This is a genomic window from Pseudomonas sp. GWSMS-1, assembly GCF_049847425.1.
Classification (GTDB): domain Bacteria; phylum Pseudomonadota; class Gammaproteobacteria; order Pseudomonadales; family Pseudomonadaceae; genus Aquipseudomonas.
This window is the reverse complement of the sequence record NZ_JBMHHV010000005.1, coordinates 2,013,221-2,032,933: the sequence shown is the minus strand read 5'-3', so window position 1 is coordinate 2,032,933 and position 19,713 is coordinate 2,013,221. Positions and strand designations below refer to the sequence as shown.

General features: G+C 58.6%; 18 protein-coding genes, 1 tRNA gene and 5 pseudogenes. 14 read left to right on the top strand and 10 right to left on the bottom strand.

Features of this window, described 5'->3' with window-relative positions:
• Positions 1-337 precede the first annotated feature (337 nt).
• The 3 genes and pseudogenes from ACEPAJ_RS13060 to ACEPAJ_RS13050 all read left to right on the top strand — a co-directional run bounded on the left by ACEPAJ_RS13060 (position 338) and on the right by ACEPAJ_RS13050 (position 4,274).
• Positions 338-1,542: pseudogene (locus ACEPAJ_RS13060) on the top strand (acetyl-CoA C-acetyltransferase).
• Between the two features lie 116 nt (positions 1,543-1,658).
• A pseudogene (locus tag ACEPAJ_RS13055) lies at positions 1,659-3,816 on the top strand (3-hydroxyacyl-CoA dehydrogenase NAD-binding domain-containing protein).
• 164 nt (positions 3,817-3,980) lie between these two features.
• The gene (locus tag ACEPAJ_RS13050) at positions 3,981-4,274 is read left to right on the top strand and encodes a lysozyme inhibitor LprI family protein (RefSeq protein WP_425915222.1); all 294 of its coding nucleotides are present in this window, start codon (positions 3,981-3,983) and stop codon (positions 4,272-4,274) included.
• A gap of 120 nt (positions 4,275-4,394) precedes the next feature.
• Here ACEPAJ_RS13050 and ptrC read toward each other — a convergent pair whose 3' ends face one another.
• The gene (gene ptrC, locus ACEPAJ_RS13045) at positions 4,395-4,592 is read right to left on the bottom strand and encodes a type III secretion system co-regulatory protein PtrC (RefSeq protein ID WP_425915220.1); all 198 of its coding nucleotides are present in this window, start codon (positions 4,590-4,592) and stop codon (positions 4,395-4,397) included.
• Positions 4,593-4,620: 28 nt separating this feature from the next.
• Complete coding sequence (locus ACEPAJ_RS13040; protein ID WP_397494071.1) at positions 4,621-4,755, bottom strand: hypothetical protein; 135 nt, start codon at positions 4,753-4,755, stop codon at positions 4,621-4,623.
• 219 nt (positions 4,756-4,974) lie between these two features.
• On the opposite strand from ACEPAJ_RS13040, the pseudogene ACEPAJ_RS13035 reads away from it, so the two are divergent.
• Positions 4,975-5,702, top strand: a pseudogene (locus tag ACEPAJ_RS13035) (amidotransferase).
• Between the two features lie 55 nt (positions 5,703-5,757).
• On the opposite strand, the gene ACEPAJ_RS13030 reads toward ACEPAJ_RS13035, so the two are convergent.
• The gene (locus tag ACEPAJ_RS13030) at positions 5,758-6,480 is read right to left on the bottom strand and encodes a 1-acylglycerol-3-phosphate O-acyltransferase (RefSeq protein WP_425915218.1); all 723 of its coding nucleotides are present in this window, start codon (positions 6,478-6,480) and stop codon (positions 5,758-5,760) included.
• 225 nt (positions 6,481-6,705) lie between these two features.
• Positions 6,706-7,395, bottom strand: coding sequence for a crotonase/enoyl-CoA hydratase family protein (locus ACEPAJ_RS13025; RefSeq protein WP_425915216.1), 690 nt, complete (start codon positions 7,393-7,395; stop codon positions 6,706-6,708).
• A 183-nt stretch (positions 7,396-7,578) separates the two neighbouring features.
• On the opposite strand from ACEPAJ_RS13025, the gene ACEPAJ_RS13020 reads away from it, so the two are divergent.
• From ACEPAJ_RS13020 to efp, 5 genes are all read left to right on the top strand, one after another.
• Positions 7,579-7,806 carry a hypothetical protein gene (locus tag ACEPAJ_RS13020; protein WP_425915214.1) on the top strand — a complete coding sequence of 76 codons (228 nt, stop codon included), beginning with the start codon at positions 7,579-7,581 and terminating at the stop codon, positions 7,804-7,806.
• 92 nt (positions 7,807-7,898) lie between these two features.
• Positions 7,899-7,988: transfer RNA gene (locus tag ACEPAJ_RS13015), tRNA-Ser, on the top strand.
• Positions 7,989-8,458: 470 nt separating this feature from the next.
• Complete coding sequence (ltrA, locus tag ACEPAJ_RS13010; RefSeq protein ID WP_425913153.1) at positions 8,459-9,880, top strand: group II intron reverse transcriptase/maturase; 1,422 nt, start codon at positions 8,459-8,461, stop codon at positions 9,878-9,880.
• 133 nt (positions 9,881-10,013) lie between these two features.
• Positions 10,014-11,147 carry an elongation factor P maturation arginine rhamnosyltransferase EarP gene (earP, locus tag ACEPAJ_RS13005; protein WP_425915212.1) on the top strand — a complete coding sequence of 378 codons (1,134 nt, stop codon included), beginning with the start codon at positions 10,014-10,016 and terminating at the stop codon, positions 11,145-11,147.
• Positions 11,148-11,193: 46 nt separating this feature from the next.
• A complete protein-coding gene (gene efp / locus ACEPAJ_RS13000) occupies positions 11,194-11,766 on the top strand; it encodes an elongation factor P (RefSeq protein ID WP_274086466.1) in 573 nt (190 codons plus the stop codon).
• 147 nt (positions 11,767-11,913) lie between these two features.
• Here efp and ACEPAJ_RS12995 read toward each other — a convergent pair whose 3' ends face one another.
• A complete protein-coding gene (locus tag ACEPAJ_RS12995) occupies positions 11,914-12,870 on the bottom strand; it encodes a LysR family transcriptional regulator (RefSeq protein WP_425915210.1) in 957 nt (318 codons plus the stop codon).
• A 106-nt stretch (positions 12,871-12,976) separates the two neighbouring features.
• On the opposite strand from ACEPAJ_RS12995, the gene ACEPAJ_RS12990 reads away from it, so the two are divergent.
• Positions 12,977-13,732, top strand: a complete 756-nt coding sequence (locus ACEPAJ_RS12990; RefSeq protein WP_425915208.1) for a sulfite exporter TauE/SafE family protein — start codon at positions 12,977-12,979, stop codon at positions 13,730-13,732.
• Here the strand turns inward: ACEPAJ_RS12990 and ACEPAJ_RS12985 are convergent.
• A pseudogene (locus ACEPAJ_RS12985) lies at positions 13,722-13,943 on the bottom strand (LysR family transcriptional regulator); the annotation flags it as partial. The gene ACEPAJ_RS12990 and the pseudogene ACEPAJ_RS12985 overlap by 11 nt on opposite strands.
• 212 nt (positions 13,944-14,155) lie before the next feature.
• Between ACEPAJ_RS12985 and pyrF the strand changes: the two are divergent.
• Entirely contained in the window at positions 14,156-14,854 is a 699-nt protein-coding gene (gene pyrF, locus ACEPAJ_RS12980) for an orotidine-5'-phosphate decarboxylase (RefSeq protein ID WP_425915206.1), read from the top strand.
• Positions 14,855-14,951: 97 nt separating this feature from the next.
• Positions 14,952-15,782: an NADPH-dependent 7-cyano-7-deazaguanine reductase QueF gene (queF, locus tag ACEPAJ_RS12975; RefSeq protein WP_425915204.1), complete on the top strand. Its 831-nt coding sequence runs from the start codon at positions 14,952-14,954 to the stop codon at positions 15,780-15,782.
• 105 nt (positions 15,783-15,887) lie between these two features.
• Here queF and ACEPAJ_RS12970 read toward each other — a convergent pair whose 3' ends face one another.
• The 3 genes and pseudogenes from ACEPAJ_RS12970 to ACEPAJ_RS12960 all read right to left on the bottom strand — a co-directional run.
• On the bottom strand, positions 15,888-16,154 hold the full coding sequence (locus tag ACEPAJ_RS12970; RefSeq protein ID WP_425915202.1) for a DUF4404 family protein: 267 nt from the start codon (positions 16,152-16,154) through the stop codon (positions 15,888-15,890).
• A 146-nt stretch (positions 16,155-16,300) separates the two neighbouring features.
• Positions 16,301-16,765, bottom strand: a complete 465-nt coding sequence (locus tag ACEPAJ_RS12965) for an HAD family phosphatase (RefSeq protein ID WP_425918149.1) — start codon at positions 16,763-16,765, stop codon at positions 16,301-16,303.
• Between the two features lie 155 nt (positions 16,766-16,920).
• A pseudogene (locus tag ACEPAJ_RS12960) lies at positions 16,921-17,010 on the bottom strand (HAD family phosphatase); the annotation flags it as partial.
• Between the two features lie 233 nt (positions 17,011-17,243).
• Between ACEPAJ_RS12960 and ACEPAJ_RS12955 the strand changes: the two are divergent.
• A complete protein-coding gene (locus tag ACEPAJ_RS12955; protein ID WP_425915200.1) occupies positions 17,244-17,945 on the top strand; it encodes an MlaA family lipoprotein in 702 nt (233 codons plus the stop codon).
• Between the two features lie 64 nt (positions 17,946-18,009).
• Here the strand turns inward: ACEPAJ_RS12955 and ACEPAJ_RS12950 are convergent, their stop codons facing one another.
• On the bottom strand, positions 18,010-18,309 hold the full coding sequence (locus tag ACEPAJ_RS12950) for a PilZ domain-containing protein (RefSeq protein WP_425915198.1): 300 nt from the start codon (positions 18,307-18,309) through the stop codon (positions 18,010-18,012).
• 216 nt (positions 18,310-18,525) lie between these two features.
• On the opposite strand from ACEPAJ_RS12950, the gene rssB reads away from it, so the two are divergent.
• On the top strand, positions 18,526-19,710 hold the full coding sequence (gene rssB / locus ACEPAJ_RS12945) for a two-component system response regulator RssB (RefSeq protein WP_322950214.1): 1,185 nt from the start codon (positions 18,526-18,528) through the stop codon (positions 19,708-19,710).
• Positions 19,711-19,713: the final 3 nt, after the last annotated feature.

Here is a 19,713-nt window from a genome sequence, read left to right as displayed (position 1 = left end):
CGACAGCGGTCAATCGACAGGGCAATTGCCGATAACCTGATTCAACTGTAGAGCTGGGCTGGCATCGGCTATAGACGCCTTGATTACTAAATCGCACTGGCTAGTTGCCAGCAGTTATGAGGCGTGCCAGGTGGGTGCCAAGCAGCCCCTGAGCTAGACGCGATTGTTGCTCTTTGCCCAGCGATTGACCGTTTGTCTGAGCTGAGCGGTCAATAGGCCTGAGCACTTCGGTCATTGAGCCTGCTTCCGCGCGGCGTATGGTAGGCCCACTCAACAAAAACAGGCGCGGGCCTCACCTGCGCCATCAGCCACCCTCCATTGGAGGTCTGAGGACGCCATGACCGAAGCATATATTTTCGATGCCGTGCGCACGCCACGCGGCAAGGGCAAGAAGGACGGGGCGCTGTACAGCGTCAAGCCAGTCGACCTGATCGCCGGCTTGCTCAAGGCGCTGCAAGCGCGCAATAACCTGGACACCAGCCAGGTCGATGACATCGTGCTCGGCTGTGTAACGCCGGTGGGTGATCAGGGCGCGGACATTGCCAAGACGGCCGCCATGGTCGCCGATTGGGATGTCAGCGTGTCGGGCGTACAGCTCAATCGTTTCTGCGCTTCGGGTCTGGAAGCGGTAAACCTCGGCGCGATGAAGGTGCGTTCCGGTTTCGAGGACCTAGTGGTGGTCGGCGGTGTCGAGTCGATGTCGCGCATTCCCATGGGTTCCGATGGTGGCGCCTGGGTAATGGACCCAGCCACCAATATGCACACCCATTTCACCCCGCAGGGTATTGGTGCCGATTTGATCGCCACCCTGGAAGGTTTCAGCCGCACCGACGTCGACAGCTTTGCCCTGCGCTCGCAGCAGAAGGCTGCTCGCGCCAGCAAGGACGGCTCATTCAGCAAATCGCTGATTCCGGTGGCTGATCAGAACGGCATCGTGCTGCTCGATCACGATGAGTTTATCCGTGGCGAATCCACCCTCGAAGGCCTGGGCAAGCTCAAGCCGAGTTTCGAGATGATGGGCCAGATGGGCTTCGACAGCACCGCGCTGCGGGTTTACAGCCATGTCGAGCAGATCAACCACGTACACACCCCGGGCAACAGCTCCGGCATCGTCGACGGTTCGGCCCTGATGCTGATCGGCAGCGCCGCCAAGGGTAAGGAACTGGGCTTGAAGCCGCGTGCGCGCATTGTTGCCACCGCCGTGACCAGTACCGACCCGACCATCATGCTTACCGGCCCGGCGCCGGCCACCCGCAAGGCGCTGGCCAAGGCCGGGCTTAACATCGCCGATATCGACCTGTTCGAAGTCAACGAAGCGTTCGCCTCGTGGTGATGAAATTTATGAAAGAAATGGGCGTCAGCGAAGACAAGGTCAACGTCAACGGCGGCTCCATCGCCATGGGTCACCCGCTGGGTGCCACCGGTTGCGCCATCCTCGGCACCCTGCTCGACGAGTTGGATAAGCGCCAGTTGCGCTATGGCCTGGCTACCCTCTGCGTGGGCGGCGGTATGGGCATTGCCACGATTATTGAGCGAGTTTGACGTTTTGTAGGGTGGATGACGCGTAGCTCATCCACCGCGCAGCCGGTTGGTGGAAAACCGCTTTGCGGGTTTTCCACCCTACGAGGCTCCCCCCGACATTTGGGAAGTGAATAGAAATGACTGACGCCATCCGTTACGAAAAAGGCCAGGACAATATCGTTGTTCTGACCATGGACATGCCCGGCCAGAGCGCCAACACCATGAACGCGGTCTACCGCGAAGCCATGGGCGCCACTGTTGCACGCCTGGAAGCTGAGAAAGACGCCATTGCCGGGGTGATTATCACCTCAGCGAAGAAGACCTTCTTCGCCGGCGGCGACCTGAGCGAGCTGATCAAAGTCACCAAGGCTGACGCGCAAGCCTTCTACGACATGATCCTCAACATCAAAGGCCAACTGCGCCGCCTGGAAACCTTGGGCAAGCCGGTGGTGGCGGCCATCAATGGCGCGGCTCTTGGCGGCGGCTGGGAAATTGCCTTGGCGTGCCACCACCGTATCGCCCTGGACAACTCCAGTGTGCAACTGGGCCTGCCGGAAGTGACCCTTGGCCTGCTGCCGGGCGGTGGTGGGGTGGTGCGTATGGTGCGCCTGCTTGGCTTGGAAAAAGCCCTGCCGTATCTGGCTGAAGGCAAGAAGGTTCGTCCCGATGCCGCGCTTAAAGCGGGTTTAATTCACGAGCTGGCTTCCGACAAGGATGACTTGCTAGCCAAGGCCCGTGCCTGGATCGCAGCTAACCCGGCGCCGAAGCAGCCGTGGGATGTTGCAGGCTACAAGATCCCTGGTGGCACGCCGTCGAGCCCGAACGTGGCTCAGATGCTAGCCATCGCCCCGAGTGTGCTGCGTGATAAAACCAAGGGCTGCTTCCCTGCGCCTGAGAAGATCATGTGCGCCGCCGTCGAGGGGCTCAGGTCGACTTCGATACCGCGCAGATCATCGAAGCGCGCTACTTCACCGAGCTAACCACCGGGCAGGTGGCGAAGAACATGATTGGCACCTTCTGGTTCCAACTCAACGAAATCAACGCCGGCGGCTCTCGCCCACAAGGTTTCGAGCCGTACGTGACCCAAAAGGTTGGCGTGCTCGGTGCCGGCATGATGGGTGCCGGTATTGCCTATGTGTCGGCGGTGGCCGGGATCGAGGTGGTGCTCAAGGACATCTCCATCGAAGCCGCCGAGAAGGGTAAGGACTACTCGGCCAAACTGCTGGAGAAGAAGGTCGGCCGGGGCCAGATGAGCGCCGAGAAGCGCGATGGCATCCTGGCGCGGATCAAACCGACGGTCAGTGATGCCGACTTCGCTGGCTGCGACCTGATCATCGAAGCGGTATTCGAAGATCGCGACCTCAAGGCCAACGTCACTGCTGCGGCTGAGCGTGCAGCGTTGTCTGATGCGGTGATCGCCTCCAACACCTCGACCTTGCCGATTACCGGCCTGGCCACGGCGGTGCAGAAGCAGGACAAGTTTATCGGTCTGCATTTCTTCAGCCCGGTGGACAAGATGCCGCTGGTGGAAATCATCAAGGGCGAGCAAACCAGCGACGAGACCCTGGCGCGCGGCTTTGACTACGTGATGCAGATCAAGAAGACCCCGATCGTGGTCAACGACAGTCGCGGCTTCTTCACCTCGCGAGTGTTCGGCACCTTCACCAATGAAGGCCTGGCCATGCTTGGCGAAGGCGTGAGTGCGGCGATGATCGAGACTGAAGCGCGCAAGGCTGGTATGCCTGTCGGTCCGCTGGCGATCAGTGATGAAGTGTCGATGAGCCTGATGAATCACATTCGCCAACAGACCATCAAGGATCTGGCCGCCGAGGGTAAGCAGATCCCCGAGCACCCGGCCTTTGCGGTGATCGACATGATGCTTAGTGAGTACAAGCGTCCGGGTAAGGCAGCGGGGGCGGGCTTCTACGATTACCCTGCGGCCGGCGTTCCGGCGGGCGGCAAGAAGCATCTGTGGCCGGAACTCAAGGCGCGCTTTGAAAAAGCTGATGCGCAGATTTCACAAGAAGACGTACGTGATCGCATCCTGTTTATCCAGGCCATCGAAACCGTGCGTTGTGTGGAAGAGGGTGTGCTGAAGTCGGTTGCCGACGCCAATATCGGTTCGATCTTCGGTATCGGTTTTGCCGCCTGGACCGGTGGTGCGCTGCAGTTTATCAACCAGTATGGCGTGCAAGACTTTGTCGCCCGCGCCGAGTATCTGCCGAACAGTACGGCGAGCGCTTCCTGCCGCCGGCGTTGCTGTTGGATAAGGCGGCGCAGAATCAGCTGTTCTAAGGTCGTACGGATGATGCATAAGAAACCGGCTCCCAGTGAGCCGGTTTTTTATGGACTGCCATTCATGTAGGCCGCGTAACGTTAACCGGGTTGCCGAGCATTTTTTATGGGTGGGGCTCTAGACTGCTGCAACGGCCACCCAGGAGTGGCACAAGGGAGGTGTTATGAAAGTTGGGATACGCAGTGCGCTGTTAATCAGCTTGGGATTACTGGCAGCACCGGTGTGGGCGGATGATTGCGCCAATGCCATGGATCAGTTCACCCTCAACCAATGTGCGGCGGCAGATTACGCCAGTCAGGACAAACGCCTGAACCAGCTCTATGGCGATTACCGTAAGCGTCTGGATGATGGGCAGAAGCAGCAGCTCAAAGACGTGCAGCTGGCCTGGATCAAGTACCGTGACTTGGCCTGTGCGTTTGAGTCAGCGTCGGTGGAGGCGGTTCAGCCTATCCAATGATGATGAACGGCTGTTTGAGCGCAAAAACCGCGTCGCGGGCCGATGAGCTGGAACAGTTGAGCGCCTGTGAAGAGGGCGACCTGAGCTGTCCGGCGCCCGCCCCGTAATACGCTTTGCCATTCAGCACGCCTGGTGGCCGCAAACCAGTTGTTGAATGGCCTGACGTTCGCTCAGGTGAGTCGGCATGCGTAGGGTGGTCACGGTGCCGTCGCTGAGTTGGATGGCCAGCTCAGACTCAAAATGGATGCCACTGCCGTCGACAGTGGCATAGGTCACGCCGTAGACGCTCTGATTGCTCAGTGATGGGCGGCTGTTCATGGCGTCTTTCCTCGTGCTAATGGCGCAGTTATTTAGCGGCGTTCTGGTCGGCTTTGAGTTGTGCAGCTTGCACTTTCTCTGCCTGGCGCTGGCTACTCGCGCTGTGGTTGCTGGTGAATGCCGATGCGGCAAGCAGGCTGGCGATGGCGGAAAAACTGGTCATGGTGATGTCCTCTGGTTAGTGGGCGCAGTGCCCGATGGCCAGATCATCTGCGTCTGCACGCAATCGCAGAAGTGAATGACGGTTATGGTGACTATCGAGGACGCTGATGGGCTCCGGGTAATTGGTCGGGTTTAGCCCACAGCTATTGCCTTGCGGGCTGTCAGCAGGCACGCTGGCGCGCTGAATAACAACCCTCCTGCGCCCTAGGTAACCGCCCATATGCCGCTGCAGATCTGCATCCTGGAAACCGATGTTCTTCGCCCTGAATTGGTCGACCAATACGACAGTTATGGCCGTATGTTCGAACAACTGTTCTCCCGTCAGCCAATTGCTGCCGAGTTCAAGGTGTACAACGTGATGGAGGGGCATTACCCGCCGGACAGCGAGCGCTACGATGCTTATCTGGTAACGGGTAGCAAGGCAGATTCCTTTGGAAGCGACGCCTGGATCCAGACGCTGAAAACCTACTTGCTGGAGCGCTACAGTCGTGGCGACAAGCTGTTGGGCGTGTGTTTCGGTCATCAGATACTCGCCCTGTTGCTCGGCGGCAATACTGAACGCGCTGTGCAGGGCTGGGGCGTGGTATTCACCAGTACCGCATGGACAACAAACCGGGCTGGATGAGCCCCGACCTGGACGACCTGACCCTGCTGATTAGCCACCAGGACCAAGTCACCAAACTGCCGGAAAACGCCACATTGCTGGCCAGCAGTGAGTTCTGCCCGATTGCTTCCTACTGCATTGGCGATCAGGTGCTGTGTTTCCAGGGCCATCCCGAGTTTGTCCATGACTACTCGCGCGCGCTGCTCGACTTGCGCCAACAGCATATCGGTGAGGCGGCCTACACCAAGGGTGTCGACAGCCTGCAGCATGACCACCAAGGCCACACCGTGGCTGAGTGGATGATGCGTTTTGTTGCGCAGGGCCGTACCGGTCTTGCTGAGTAAGTAGCTGTTGCATAAAAAAGCCCGGTCAATGACCGGGCTTTTTTATTGGTAACGCTTAGGCTGGGCTGATCTGCTGATCCATGGCCTCAATGCACTGCTGCATTTGCCTCTGACAAGTTTCGATCAGCTGCGGCAGGTCTTCCTGGCTCAGGCCGGCGGTGGGAATGGCCGGCAGTGAGCGGATCATGATCTCGCCGCTGTTCCAGCGGTTCAGCTGCAAGTGCTTAACGTAGGTGCTGACGCACACGGGGATGATCGGCACGCCGGCGGCAATCGCCATCTGAAATGCCCCCTTCTTGAAGGGCAGCAAGCCTTTACCCAAATTACGCGTGCCTTCGGCGAACACCCAGATCGAGGTGTCTTTATGTTTGAGGGTGTCGGTGGTGGTGAGCATGGATTTTTTCGCGCGAACGGCGTTGCCACGATCGAGCAGCACGTTGCCAGCCAGCCAGTACAGCTGGCCAAAGAACGGCACCCACTTCAGGCTTTTCTTGCCGATGCTGACGGTGCGCTCGGGCACCACGCGGCCAAGTACGTACAGGTCATAGTTGGACTGGTGGTTGGCGATAATCACGCAGGAGCGCTGGTGGTCGAGCAACGGCTGCACATCAGTCTTGAGCTTCCAGCCCAGCAGCCACTGCGCGGGAATGCTGTAGAGGCGCGCACAGAGGCGGCTGTTATCCGGGTTGAACGGCCGGCAGATGCCGATTAACAACCCGAGGATGCCGGCGAGGATAAAGTGCACGCCCATCGCCAGCATGCGCAGTAGAAAAAGCATTTGGTACGCCCGTCATATGAAAAAGGCGCGAAGTGTACGGGCGTGCACTGTTTTCGGCAATTGATGCTGATCAGAGGTCGTAACAAGGTTTTTAGCGGCATTCAGCGACGTTTATGCAGCGCAAATGATGGGCGTGCTGCGGAGCGTCAGATGGCGTTTAGTTGGGACGTCACTAAATGCAAAGCCCGGCGCTTGGCCGGGCTTTGCGGTGCTGCGCAGGGTGGTTTACACCAACTGCTTCTTATCCAGTTCTATAGCGTTGTCCAGCGCTTCGAGCAGCGCTTTGCGCACTTTCAGCTTGGTGTTCTTGTGCGCGGTCATGTTGATCTTCTTCATCTGCTGGGCAACAGCCCGCGCCGTGGCCTGCAGTTCTTCGGCCGGTACTACCTTGTCGAGGAAGCCTGCATCCACAGCGCTTTGCGGGTCGAACATCTCACCGTTGATCACCGAGCGGTGGAAGACCGATTTACGCAGACGGTCACGAGCCAGTTCGATGCCAGCGTGGTGCATGGTCATGCCGATCAGTACTTCATTAAGCCCGATGGTGAATGCCCCTTCGGTGCCGATGCGGTAGTCGGACGACAGCAGGATAAACGCACCCTTGGCCACTGCATGACCTGGGCAGGCGACGATGATCGGGAAGGGGTGGGCGAGCATGCGCCGCGCCAGGGTCGAACCGGCGGCAACCAGATCGATCGCATTCTGCGGGCCGGAGGTCATCACTTTGAGGTCGTAACCACCAGAGAGAATGCCCGGTTGGCCGGTGATGATGACGATGGCCTTATCCTGCACGGCGCGATCCAGAGCGGCATTAAAAGCCGTGATCACATCCGGGGAAATAGCATTCACCTTGCCATTACACAGGGTCAGGGTGGCAATGCCATCGTCGAGTTGGTAGCTGATCAGGTCGCTCATGGTGGGTTCCTTGTGCTGAAGTGTCGCAGACGTTACCCACCCGCATCGGTCAGGTAAAGCACGATGACTGACTGGTTGGTCAGTGATTACCGGCGACTCGGGCTATGGCGGCGATCAAGATCGCCAATTGGGCTGCACGGTTTACTCGCAATTAAGCTCACCTCTCTATAAGGAGTGATCGACATGCCTGGCTTAATCCGATTTATGAAGTGCTGGCGCGCCGCATTGGCTTTGCTGCTGTTGGCCGGCATGCTCTGGCTTGCGAGTGATCAGCACAGCCAAAGCCCGCTTGGTGTAGTGGGGCTGTTCGGCTTCGGTCTGTTTATCTCCCTGGGATTTGTCCTGTTCGGCCAGCAGCGATTCGAACCGAGTACGAGCAATCCCGCCGCCGAAGACCAGCACTTGGCTTAAGCGCATGAATTTTTTGAAAAAATATTTTGCCTTTGGCGGGCTCTTCGGCTACATTTGCGCGCCTCGACAGACAGCAATGACCGTCGAGACCCGGTGAAGTGTCCGAGCGGTTGAAGGAGCACGCCTGGAAAGTGTGTATACGAGAAATCGTATCGTGGGTTCGAATCCCACCTTCACCGCCAGATTGATTCACGAAAGCCCGACCCTGTGTCGGGCTTTTTCGTTGTGCGCCAGGCATGGCGCGTTGCGCGCAAGCGCAACCAGCTTGGCTGTGGTGGCCTCGCTGGTGACTTGGAGGTGAAAGTCCTCTACACACCCGGCAAGGGGAAGTGTTAGCCAGAGGCAAGGGTGTCGCGGGTGACCGCGAATCTGAAGGAAGCCCGAGGCAAAATGCTGGCCTGACGTACAGGAAGCGGATAGAGGCGTCGTAGTGGGGTGAGGTCGCAATGACAGCCAAAGCCCAATACTTGCACGGAACACTACGGCGTAAATCCGACAGGCATAAGCAGGAAGGTCGCGCGAATTACCCTGGGAGATCTGTAGGTTTGCCACTGGGCTACCAAGCGTCGCGAGGCGCTGGGATGAATCTACAGAAGTCAGCCGAAGCCGTAGTAAGTGACGAATGACCGCGTCACCAAGGGCCGAACAGGTTATGCCGCCAGTAGGCGTCAGAGTCTCGTCGAATGTCGAAAAGCAGAAAATTCTCCGAGGGAGAACTGTGAACCTAAGTTCCGGACGGTATCCGCGGACGACGGTTGGCAGTGCGCAGGCATCGGCGTCGTCTGTGACGTGGACGAACGCGGAGCCGGACACGCTGATGGAGCGGGTGCTTACACCGGCCAACCTCAAGCGTGCGTACCAACGCGTAGTCAGCAACAAGGGAGCGCCGGGTGCCGATGGCATGACGGTCGACGAATTGGCGGGTTACGTAAAACAGTATTGGTCAACCCTCAAGGCGAGACTGCTAGCCGGCGAGTATCACCCACAAGGTGTTCGCGCCGTCGACATCCCCAAGCCCAAAGGCGGCACCCGACAGCTGGGTATCCCTAGCGTCGTGGATCGCCTGATCCAACAGGCATTGCTGCAACAGCTCACGCCGATCTTCGATCCGCTGTTCTCGAACTACAGCTACGGTTTTCGTCCGGACAGAAGCGCCCACCAGGCCATTGAAACAGCCCGTGCCCATGTGGCGGCGGGTCACCGTTGGTGCGTGGAACTCGATCTTGAGAAGTTCTTTGACCGAGTCAATCACGACATCCTGATGGCCCATGTGCAGCGTTATGTCGAGGACAAACGCGTGCTCAGGCTGATCCGTCGCTACCTCGAAGTCGGAGTCATGTCGGGCGGGATCGTCAGCCAGCGACAAGAGGGGACGCCGCAAGGCGGCCCGCTCTCGCCGTTGCTGTCGAACATTTTGCTCAATGAGCTCGATCGAGAGCTTGAGCGACGGGGCCATCGCTTCGTGCGTTATGCCGATGATGCGAACATTTATGTACGTAGCCGTCGTGCTGGCGAGCGAGTGATGAACAGCGTCGAGCGCTTCCTGAGCAGGCGTCTGAAACTGACGCTGAATCGGGAAAAGAGCCGGGTGGCAAGGCCGTGGGTCTGTGACTATTTGGGTTATGGGATGAGCTGGCATCAACAGCCGAGACTAAGAGTGGCGACGATGAGTTTGAGTCGCTTGCGTGCCCGGCTCAAAGGGCTTCTAAGCGGAGCGCGTGGACGCAAGATGTCGGATGTCATCGAGCGAATAAACCCTGCGCTGCGTGGCTGGGCGGGCTACTTCAAGTTGAGCCAGAGTAAGCGACCACTTGAAGAGCTGGATGGCTGGGTGCGTCACAAACTTCGCTGCGCTGTATGGCGTCAATGGAAGCAATCCGCAACGAGGGTTCGCAACCTGATGCGCCTGGGACTCAGCGAGGCCCGCGCATCCAAGTCTGCGTCTAATGGCCGTGGCCCATGGTGGAACTCGGGAGCGGCGCATATGAATCAGGCGCTGCCGAAGAAGCTATGGGATCGCCTGGGGCTGGTCTCAATACTGGATACGATCAACCGGCTTAGCCGCATAACCTGAACCGCCGTATACGGAACCGTACGTACGGTGGTGTGAGAGGACGGCGGATGTGAATCCGCCTCCTACTCGATTCTGCTGTTTGCTGACGGCTCAGTCGCCTTTATGGTGTGTTCGGCATTTAACGGAGCGGCGCATGCGCGCGACTTGGGATATTTTCTGCAGCGTTGTAGATAACTACGGCGATATCGGGGTGGCCTGGCGGCTCGCGCGGCAGTTGGTAGCCGAGCATGGCCTGGCGGTGCGGCTGTGGGTGGATGATTTGGCGGCGTTTGTACGCCTCTGCCCGCAAGCGGATAGCCAGGTGCTGAGGCAGGTACAGCAGGGCGTTGAGGTGTGTGTGTGGCCCGCTGATTGGCCGGCTGTTGAGCCGGCGGATGTGGTGGTTGAGGCGTTTGCCTGTGAGCTGCCGGCGGCTTATATCGCGGCGATGGCGGGGCGTGAGCAGAAAGTGCTCTGGCTTAACCTGGAATACCTGAGCGCTGAGGATTGGGTTGAGGGTTGCCATGGTTTGCCCTCGATGCAGTCCAACGGCTTGTCGAAGTTTTTCTTCTTTCCAGGTTTTACGCCCGGCAGCGGTGGTTTGCTGCGTGAGCGTGAGCTGCTGACGCAGCGGCGAGTATTTCAGGCTGACGAGCGGGTGCGCGATGAGTTTCTGCGCAGCCTGGGTGTTGAGCCCGTGGCCGGGGCGCTGCTGATTTCGCTGTTCGCCTATGAAAATGCCGCCTTGGGCAGTTGGCTGGAGGTGTTGGCGGCAGGGCCGCAACGGATTCAGCTGTTAGTGCCTGAGGGGCGAATTTTGAGTAGTTTGCAGGGCTGGTTGGGTGGCCCAGTATTGCAGGTCGGCGATGCTTGTCAGCGTGGCCGGCTACATATCCAGGTGCTGCCGTTTATTCCGCAGGATCAGTACGACCGGTTGCTGTGGAGTTGCGACTTCAATGCGGTGCGCGGTGAGGATTCTTTCATTCGCGCGCAATGGGCCGGGAGGCCGTTGCTTTGGCATATCTATGAGCAGGCTGATGGCGCGCACCTAGAAAAGCTCAACGCGTTTTTAGCACTCCATAAGGAGGGCTTGTCAGCCGAGGCGCAAGTTGCCCTGAGCCGTCTATGGGATGCCTGGAATAGCAACGGGCCGATGGGTGAATGCTGGACGCAGTTGCTGAAAAATTGGCCAGAGCTGGTTGAACACGCCGAAGAGTGGTGTCTAGAGCGGGCCTCGCAGGCCGATCTTGCTGAGGCGCTGGTGCAGTTTTACCTAAATTGGCTATGATACGCGGCCAAGAATTTTGTAATTTCATCCAAACCCGGATATTCGTATGAAAACCGCACAAGAAATGAAGCCCAACAGTGTGGCCCTGATCGACGGCCAACCTTGGCTGATCCAGAAGGCCGAATTCACCAAATCCGGTCGTAACAGCGCCATCGTTAAAATGAAGTTGAAGAACCTGCTGACCGGTTCCTCGACTGAAACCGTGTACAAGGCTGATGACAAGCTTGAGCCGGTTATCCTGGATCGCGTAAACGTAACTTACTCGTACTACAGCGAACCGAACTACGTCTTTATGGACGAAGAGTTCAATCAGTACGAGCTGAACAAAGACGACCTGGAAAGCATCATGCCGTACATCGTCGATGGCATGACCGACGTCTGCGAAGCCGTCTTCTTCGAAGGCAAAGTGGTTTCGGTCGATCTGCCGACCACCATCGTTCGCCAGATCACCTACACCGAAGGTTCCGCTCGCGGCGATACTTCCGGCAAGGTGATGAAGCCAGCCAAGCTGAGCAACGGCACTGAAGTTAAGGTTGCAGATTTCTGCAACATTGACGACTGGATCGAGATCGACACCCGTACCGGCGAGTACAAATCCCGCGCTAAAGCTCCGGTCTAAGACTGGCTTTAACGGCGAGAAGAAAAAGCCCGACCTAGTGTCGGGTTTTTTTATGGCCAGCCATCCATCGCGGCCACCCTTTGGGTCGTCGCTGCGCGACGCTAAAAATGATTCCCGATCATTTTTCTTGCTGTTTAGGGGTAGCCCTTAGCTGCGCTGTAAACCGCTTTGCAGGGCCAGGTCCCAGGGCGCTATTGGGCCAAAACGTGCTTTGAGAAACTCCAATAGCAAGCGGCTGCGTGAGTCGGTTTCACGTTCCAGGCGCAGGGCGTAGATACCGCTGGGTTCGGGTGCGGGTAAGCCGTTCTCGCAGAACAGGGGCAGCAATTCACCGCGCACCAAATAGTCGCTAATCAGCCATGTAGGCAGGTGGGCGATGCCCAGGCCGGCGAGTGCGCTGAACAGCAAGGCTTCAGCGTTGTTGGCGGTCATGCGCAGGCGTTTGGGTCGGCACAATTGCAACTTACCGCTCTGTTCGAAGCGCCAGGCATAGGGTGGGGCCAGGCTGTCCCAATCGAGGCCGTCATGATCCAGCAACTCGGCGGGTGTGCGCGGTACACCGCGCTGTGCCAGGTACGCTGGGCTGGCACAGACGATTCGCACCATCGGTGATAGCGCGGTGGCAACCAGTCGCGTATCGGCCAGCGGGCCGATGCGCAGCACCAGATCGACTTCGCCTAAATGCGTGCCGTGCAGGTCGACGAAGCTGTCGATCAGGCGCAGTTGTACATCCAGCCCCGGATAGGCGACGAGAAACTCGGCAATCGCCGGCGCGAGATGTCGGCGACCGAACGGTGCGGGGGCGTCGATGCGGATCAACCCTTCCGGGGCGCTGCTCAGCGACACCGCCTCGGCACGGGCCAGGTGCAACTCGGCAAGAATGCGCTTGGCGCGCTCGGCAAACGCCAGGCCGGCAGAGGTGGCGCGTACGGCATGCGTGCTGCGGCTAAACAGCTGGCTGCCCAGTGAGCGCTCCAACGTATCAATGCGCCGTGCCACCGCAGAGGGCGTGAGCGGATGGCGACGGGCGGCGGCGGAAAAGCTGCCCGTTTCCAGCACATCGAGAAACAGGCTGAGCTGGTCGGTTAGGTTGTCAGGGTTCATGTGTCGCTTCTGCTGTGCGTTAGAGGCATAGCCATTTTGCGTTGCTGTGCGTTTCGCGGCCAGTGGCGAATGACTAAGGTGGGCAACTTCTTTGTGGAGCCTAGCGATGACCGTGCTCGATTTTGCTTTGAACCTGTTGCTCGGGTTGGTTCTCGGTACTTTGGGTGGCCTGTTTGGGATCGGCGGCGGCTTGATCGCCATTCCGGCGCTGGGCGTGTTGTTTGGCTTGGATCAACAACTGGCTCAAGGCACAGCGCTGGTGATGGTGGTGCCTAATGTGTTGCTGGCGTTATGGCGCTATCACCAACGCACGCGTATCGAGTGGCGGCATGCATTGGCGCTGGCGACGAGCAGTTTAGCTTTTGCCCTGCTGGGTGCCGGTTGGGCTGTCACCCTGGATGCCGACCTGATGCGTCAGGGGTTCGTGATCTTCCTGGTGCTACTGGCGGCTTACAACGTCTCTCGCTTGCTCAGTAAAGCGCCCAAGTTGTCGGCGGGGCTGCGTTATCCCTGGCCCTGGCTGACGCTGCTGGGCAGTGGTGCTGGTTTGCTTGGCGGCCTGTTCGGCGTCGGCGGTGCCGTGTTGGCGACGCCAGTATTGACCCTGGTATTTGGCGCCAGCCAAGTGGTGGCGCAGGGCCTGTCTCTGACCCTGGCCGCGCCGAGTACTGCTGTTACCTTGGCGACCTATGCTGCGCATGGTCATGTCGACTGGGTATTGGGAGCGCCCCTGGCGGTGGGTGGTTTGCTGAGCATCAGTTGGGGCGTGAAACTTGCCTATGCGCTGCCCGAGCGCTTGCTTCGCGGCTTGTTCGCCGGCTTTCTGCTGCTTTGCGCGGTGCTGCTGGGGGTTAAAGCCTGAAGCCCTCGGCAATCTGCTCAGCCAGGGTTTCTGTCACTTGGGTTTGCGTGTTGCTGTTGCGCAGCAGGACGATGCTGGCCGAGGGTAGGGCGGGCATGCCTTCTGCCTCGCCGATAATCTGCATATCCGGTGTGATCAGGCTCTGCAACTGTGCGGTAATGGCCAGGCCGGCGCTGACCGCAGCCATGACCGCCGAGCGTTTGGCGCTGCTGCGCGACAAAGGTGCGAGCGCAGATGCGTTCAGTTTTCGTCAGGCATTTGCGGCGCCTAATGCGCTTGTGGCCCAGTCTGTCGAATAACCGCAACTCATATCTTTTGCGTTCTGTTTGAGCCGTGAACGAGACTGGCGGATCACCGGAGCGGCAAGCGCGCTGCGCATCCGCTACAATGCGCGCCGAATTTGTCATGCCCGAGAGCCCGCCCATGTCCGCTTGCCAGACCCCGATCATCGTTGCCCTGGATTTTCCGACCCGTGATGCCGCGCTGGCATTGGCTGATCAGCTCGATCCTGCGCTGTGCCGGGTCAAGGTCGGCAAAGAGCTGTTCACCCGCTGCGGGCCGGAGATAGTCAATGTGCTGGCCGGCAAGGGTTTCGAGGTGTTCCTCGACCTGAAATTTCACGACATCCCCAACACCACGGCTATGGCCGTCAAGGCGGCGGCCGAGATGGGCGTGTGGATGGTCAATGTGCACTGCTCGGGCGGCCTGCGCATGATGGCGGCTTGCCGCGAAACCCTGGATAAGCTCGCTGGCGCCAAACCGCTGCTGATCGGCGTGACCGTGCTGACCAGCATGGAGCGTGAAGACTTGGCGGGCGTTGGTCTGGATGTTGAGCCGCAGGTCCAGGTGCTGCGGCTTGCCGGGCTGGCCGCGCAAGCCGGATTGGATGGCTTGGTGTGCTCGGCCCAAGAAGCGCAGGCGCTAAAGGCCGCTCATCCGGCGTTGCAGTTGGTGACCCCTGGGATTCGTCCGGCCGGCAGCGCTCAGGATGATCAGCGGCGTATTCTGACCCCACGTCAGGCATTGGATGTGGGCTCGGATTATCTAGTGATTGGCCGCCCAATCAGCCAAGCCGCCGACCCGGCGCAGGCCTTGGCCGCTGTTGTCGCCGAGCTGGCCTGAGGCATTGCCGTGTGGCAAGCGCTTTAATGTGCCTGCCGCGCTGAAGTCACTTTCAAGCTCTACTCACTATCGCGCTTCGACTAACCAGGTTCTCTCTATGCATCCCGCCGCCGAAGATTCGCCACTGGGTAAATCCAGCGAATACATCGCTACCTATACGCCCGCATTGTTGTTCCCCATTCCGCGTGCGGCGAAATGGTCCGAGCTGGGGCTGAGCGCTGAAACGCTGCCGTATCAGGGCGTGGATTTCTGGAATTGCTTCGAGCTGTCCTGGTTGCTGCCGTCGGGCAAACCGGTGGTTGCCATGGGTGAGTTCGCGATTCCCGCCGACTCGCCGAATATCATCGAGTCGAAATCATTCAAACTGTACCTCAACTCGCTGAACCAGTCGGTGTTCAACACGGCTGACGAACTGGTGGTCGTGCTGGTGAAGGATCTCTCGGCAGCGGCGGGCAAGCCAGTGGGCGTGCGAGTGCGCAGCCTGGCCGAGGTAACGGCTGACGGTGTGGCCGCCGCGCCCGGTACCTGCATTGATGAGCTGGACGTGAGCATCAGCAACTATGCGCAGCCGCAGCCTGAGTTGCTACGTTGTGACGCCGCGCGAGTGGTTGAGGAAAGCCTGCATAGCCATCTGCTCAAGTCCAACTGCCCGGTCACCGGTCAGCCGGATTGGGGCACGCTGGTGGTGCAATACCGTGGCCTGGCGCTTGATCACGCCAGCTTGCTGGCCTACCTGGTGAGCTTTCGCCAGCATGCGGATTTTCACGAGCAATGCGTTGAGCGGATCTTTCTCGACCTGCAACGCTTGCTTAATCCCGAGCATTTGACGGTGTATGCGCGTTACGTGCGCCGCGGTGGGTTGGATATCAATCCCTATCGCAGTACTGGGCCTATCAGCCCGGATAATCAGCGCTTGGCACGCCAGTAACGCAAAACCCCAGCCGTTGAGCTGGGGGTTTTCTTGGCGTCGTTCTTGGCAGCTTTGCCTCGACCCGCATGCGCTTGCGAGGTAGGCCCGCGCGTGCCGATAGCGCTAGATGCCCATGTTAGCCAGGCTCTGCACGATATTGCGCAGGGTGCCCGCAATGGTTGGATGGCTGGCTTCGAAGCGCTCTACCGCCAGGTTGACCCCGTCGATCAGCGTCGCATCCGGCGCCGCGGCGGCCTGGCGGGCCAGTTGCACTTCAATTTCCTGCGTGAGCACAAACAGCTCGGCGCGTTCTTCTTCTGTGAGCGGTGGTTGCTCGACCAATTGGTCGCGCAGGTCTTGCAGTTGTTGCTGCAGGCGGCTTGCAGGCATGGAACTCTCCCTTTATTGATCGACAGATGGACTGACCTTGCACCAAGGCGAAAGGTTCTGCATGACGTCAGGGTAATCCAAGCTCGCGGGCTTTGCTTGCTTTGGGTCAAGTGCATGCATTGGCCGGTGAGCAAGCAGCGACGAATTTAGGGCTTTTCGCCTTTTTGGCGGCGCAGGCTAAGGTCCGCAAGACAGGTGGGCAGGTCGCTCAGTTGATCAATCACCGAGTGTACGCCCAGCCGGTACAGGCTCAGGGTGGCCTGGCTGCGCAATCGATCACGTTCGCCCATGGTTAGGCGCTGCCAGTCTGCCAGCGCCACGCCGCACAGCGGGCCGCTGATGGCTAGGCCAATGGTCCAGATGCCGGCATTGAGCGCCGCCTGTAATAAACGTGGTTCTCCACTGACCAGCACGCAGCCTTCAAGCTGATTCACCTGCAGCTCCATCAGGCTAAGCCAAATTGCGTCCGGCGCTGGCCACGGGCGGCAACTGCGGCTAGGTGTGCCGCGTAGCCATCCTGGTAACACGCTGGCCAGGCAAGTGCTGGCATCGAGTGGCAGTTCATCCAGCCAGGCGCAGGGCACGCCTTGCTGTTGCAATTGCTCCAGCAAGGGTAAGGCGGCCTGCGTGGCTTGCGCATGCTCGCGCGCGGTCTCGCACAGTGCTTGTTGGTAAGCCAGGCACTCCCCGGGCAGGGCTTTGCGACCCAGTACCTGTTCAAGGCTCTGGGATTAGCTGCATTGGGATAAAGGCGTTGCAGGGTCAGCGCAATGCTACGTGCGCCAAAATCAACCAGGCAACCAGAGAGGCTAAATAATAGGGCGTTGAACGTGGGCGAGGTGGCAGGCGTTTGCATGGGCCTTCCTTGAAATGGTCTAGTCCAGCCTATTCCTTGCAGGTTACAGGTAGATGAACAGATTATTTACGTGCAGTGTCGCTGCCAGTCAGCGCGGTGTAAGGCCTTGCCAGGAAGGTTTTCCAGGTGCTTGTTCGTCCGCTATGCTGCCCATTTAGCGAGCTGTGGTCTTATACTGCGCCACCTGATTTGGCCGCCTGTGGCAGCCTGAGCATTTTCAAGGAGTGACTGTGATGCGTGTGACCGGTGCGAGTTGGATTAAACGATTGAGCCTATTGGTTGCCTGTACCGGCGTACTATCGCTGCCTGCACTGGCGCAAGCCAACGAAGAAGACCCTTGGCAGGGCTACAACCGTTTTATGTTCCGCATCAACGATAACGTTGATATGTATACCCTCAAGCCTCTGGCCAAAGGCTATCAGGCTGTTACGCCGCAGTTTCTTGAAGATGGCGTGCATAACGTCTTTCGCAACATCGGCGATGTCGGCAATCTGGCCAACAATTTGCTGCAAGGTAAATTGCATGACGCTGGGGTTGATACGGGTCGGCTGATTTTCAACACCACGTTTGGTCTGCTGGGCTTCTTCGATGTAGGAAGCGCCATGGGCCTGCAGCGCAGCGATGAAGATTTTGGTCAGACCTTAGGCGTTTGGGGCTTGGGCAGTGGTCCGTATGTTGTACTGCCATTGCTCGGGCCGAGCACAGTACGCGACGCATTCGGCAAGTTGCCTGATGGTGCACTGGCTGCCAATGGCTACATCAACCATGTGCCGACGCGCAATGTGGTGCTGGGCGTCAACGCTGTCGATACACGCGCTCAACTGCTATCGGTTGAGCGTTTGGTCAGTGGCGACAGATACATATTTGTACGTAACGCTTACCTGCAAAATCGTGAGTTCAGGGTGCGTGACGGTCAGGTCGAAGACGACTTTTAAATCGGGTGCTCTAAAATAAAAAAGGCGACTTGAGCAGTCGCCTTTTTTCTTGCCTGCAATGGCCTTAGCTCATTGAAATGATCGCTAAGCCAAGCGCCTGGCGCCCATCGACCATCGTGCTTACGCGAACCACCTCGGCTTGCGCATCCAGCCCGCGTAGGGCGTTGTGGTCGGAGGCAATGTGGATGCGCACCTTGTCACCTATGCTGACCGCACTTTCAGCTTCTAGCTGCATGCCGGTGCTGGACAGGTCCAGGCATAACGCAGGAATCTCCTTGCCGTCATGGTGCAGCGTGACGGGCGCTTCGAGCCGCATGCGGATGTAATCGCGTTTTTCACTGTAGTCACGATCATTTTGGCTCATGGGCATTTTCCTCATGTGATTAGGGCTGTCCTACTGTTCTTATAACCTTGGCCGATTTGAGGTGTAAAGGCGTGTTTCGACGGCCGGCGTGCGCTTGAATCACTTAGCGGATGGGAGTACCGTCTGCGCCTTGAAGCAAGCTGAGTTCGCGCGTTTAGGCTTTTGCCTGAACGTATCAAGCCAACCCATACCCGGCGCAGTTTGCCTGGATACCTCATGCACACAACCAGTGCCACGCTGCTGATAATCGATGACGACGACGTAGTGCGCGCGAGCCTCGCCGCCTACCTGGAAGACAGTGGTTTTCATGTGCTCCAGGCCGCCAATGGCTTGCAAGGGCTGGAAGTCTTTCATGCCGAATCCCCGGATTTAGTGATATGCGATCTGCGCATGCCACAAGTCGACGGTCTCGAACTGATCCGCCGTATTAATGCTCTGCACGTGGAAACCCCGGTTATCGTGGTGTCCGGGGCGGGCGTGATGAGTGATGCCGTTGAGGCTTTGCGCCTAGGGGCTGCCGATTACTTGATCAAGCCCCTGGCTGATCTCGCCGTGCTTGAGCATTCCGTTCACCGGGCGCTGGACCGTGCCAATTTGCGTCTGGAAAACCAGCGCTACCGTAACGAGCTGGAAACCGCCAACCGTGAGCTGCAAGCCAGCTTGCATTTGTTGCAGGAAGACCAGAACGCCGGTCGCCAAGTGCAGATGAACATGTTGCCGGTGACGCCTTGGCAGGCTGACGGCTTGAACTTTGCGCACCAGATCATTCCTTCTCTTTATCTGTCTGGCGACTTTGTCGACTATTTTCGCGTTGATGACAGCCGTATCGCCTTCTACCTGGCTGATGTATCGGGGCATGGTGCGTCTTCAGCATTTATCACCGTACTGCTGAAGTTTATGACCACCCGCTTGCTCTACGAATCGCGCCGCACCGGCAGCCTGCCGGACTTCAAGCCGTCCGAGGTGCTTGGCCACATCAATCGCGGCTTGATCAACTGCAACCTGGGTAAGCATGTGACCATGCTTGGCGGCGTGATTGATCAGACCAACAACCGTCTGACCTACAGCATTGGTGGGCACCTGCCGCTGCCGGTGTTGTACAGCGAAGGCCAGGCTCGCTATCTGGAGGGCCGTGGCTTACCAGTCGGATTGTTTGTCGATGCTCAATACAATGATCTGGAGCTGGAATTGCCGGAGACCTTCAGTTTGACGCTGCTTTCTGATGGCATCCTGGATCTGCTGCCGGGTGATACCTTAAAAGACAAGGAAACCCTGTTGCCGCAATTGATCAGTACTGCAGGCGGTACTCTGGACGGCCTACGCAAGGCTTTTGGGCTGGCCAATCTAGGGGATATGCCGGATGATATCGCCTTGCTGGTGTTAAGCAGGAACCTTGCATGAGCC

Coding starts and splice junctions, on each gene's coding strand:
- pyrF (WP_425915206.1), top strand. CDS start 14,156: ATGTCCGCTTGCCAGACCCCGATCATCGTTGCCCTGGATTTTCCGACC.
- ACEPAJ_RS12995 (WP_425915210.1), bottom strand. CDS start 12,870: ATGAACCCTGACAACCTAACCGACCAGCTCAGCCTGTTTCTCGATGTG.
- ltrA (WP_425913153.1), top strand. CDS start 8,459: ATGCCGCCAGTAGGCGTCAGAGTCTCGTCGAATGTCGAAAAGCAGAAA.
- ACEPAJ_RS13040 (WP_397494071.1), bottom strand. CDS start 4,755: ATGACCAGTTTTTCCGCCATCGCCAGCCTGCTTGCCGCATCGGCATTC.
- ACEPAJ_RS13050 (WP_425915222.1), top strand. CDS start 3,981: ATGAAAGTTGGGATACGCAGTGCGCTGTTAATCAGCTTGGGATTACTG.
- ACEPAJ_RS13030 (WP_425915218.1), bottom strand. CDS start 6,480: ATGCTTTTTCTACTGCGCATGCTGGCGATGGGCGTGCACTTTATCCTC.
- ACEPAJ_RS12990 (WP_425915208.1), top strand. CDS start 12,977: ATGACCGTGCTCGATTTTGCTTTGAACCTGTTGCTCGGGTTGGTTCTC.
- queF (WP_425915204.1), top strand. CDS start 14,952: ATGCATCCCGCCGCCGAAGATTCGCCACTGGGTAAATCCAGCGAATAC.
- ACEPAJ_RS13025 (WP_425915216.1), bottom strand. CDS start 7,395: ATGAGCGACCTGATCAGCTACCAACTCGACGATGGCATTGCCACCCTG.
- earP (WP_425915212.1), top strand. CDS start 10,014: ATGCGCGCGACTTGGGATATTTTCTGCAGCGTTGTAGATAACTACGGC.
- ACEPAJ_RS12950 (WP_425915198.1), bottom strand. CDS start 18,309: ATGAGCCAAAATGATCGTGACTACAGTGAAAAACGCGATTACATCCGC.
- ACEPAJ_RS13020 (WP_425915214.1), top strand. CDS start 7,579: ATGCCTGGCTTAATCCGATTTATGAAGTGCTGGCGCGCCGCATTGGCT.
- ptrC (WP_425915220.1), bottom strand. CDS start 4,592: ATGAACAGCCGCCCATCACTGAGCAATCAGAGCGTCTACGGCGTGACC.
- ACEPAJ_RS12970 (WP_425915202.1), bottom strand. CDS start 16,154: ATGCCTGCAAGCCGCCTGCAGCAACAACTGCAAGACCTGCGCGACCAA.
- ACEPAJ_RS12955 (WP_425915200.1), top strand. CDS start 17,244: ATGCGTGTGACCGGTGCGAGTTGGATTAAACGATTGAGCCTATTGGTT.
- rssB (WP_322950214.1), top strand. CDS start 18,526: ATGCACACAACCAGTGCCACGCTGCTGATAATCGATGACGACGACGTA.
- efp (WP_274086466.1), top strand. CDS start 11,194: ATGAAAACCGCACAAGAAATGAAGCCCAACAGTGTGGCCCTGATCGAC.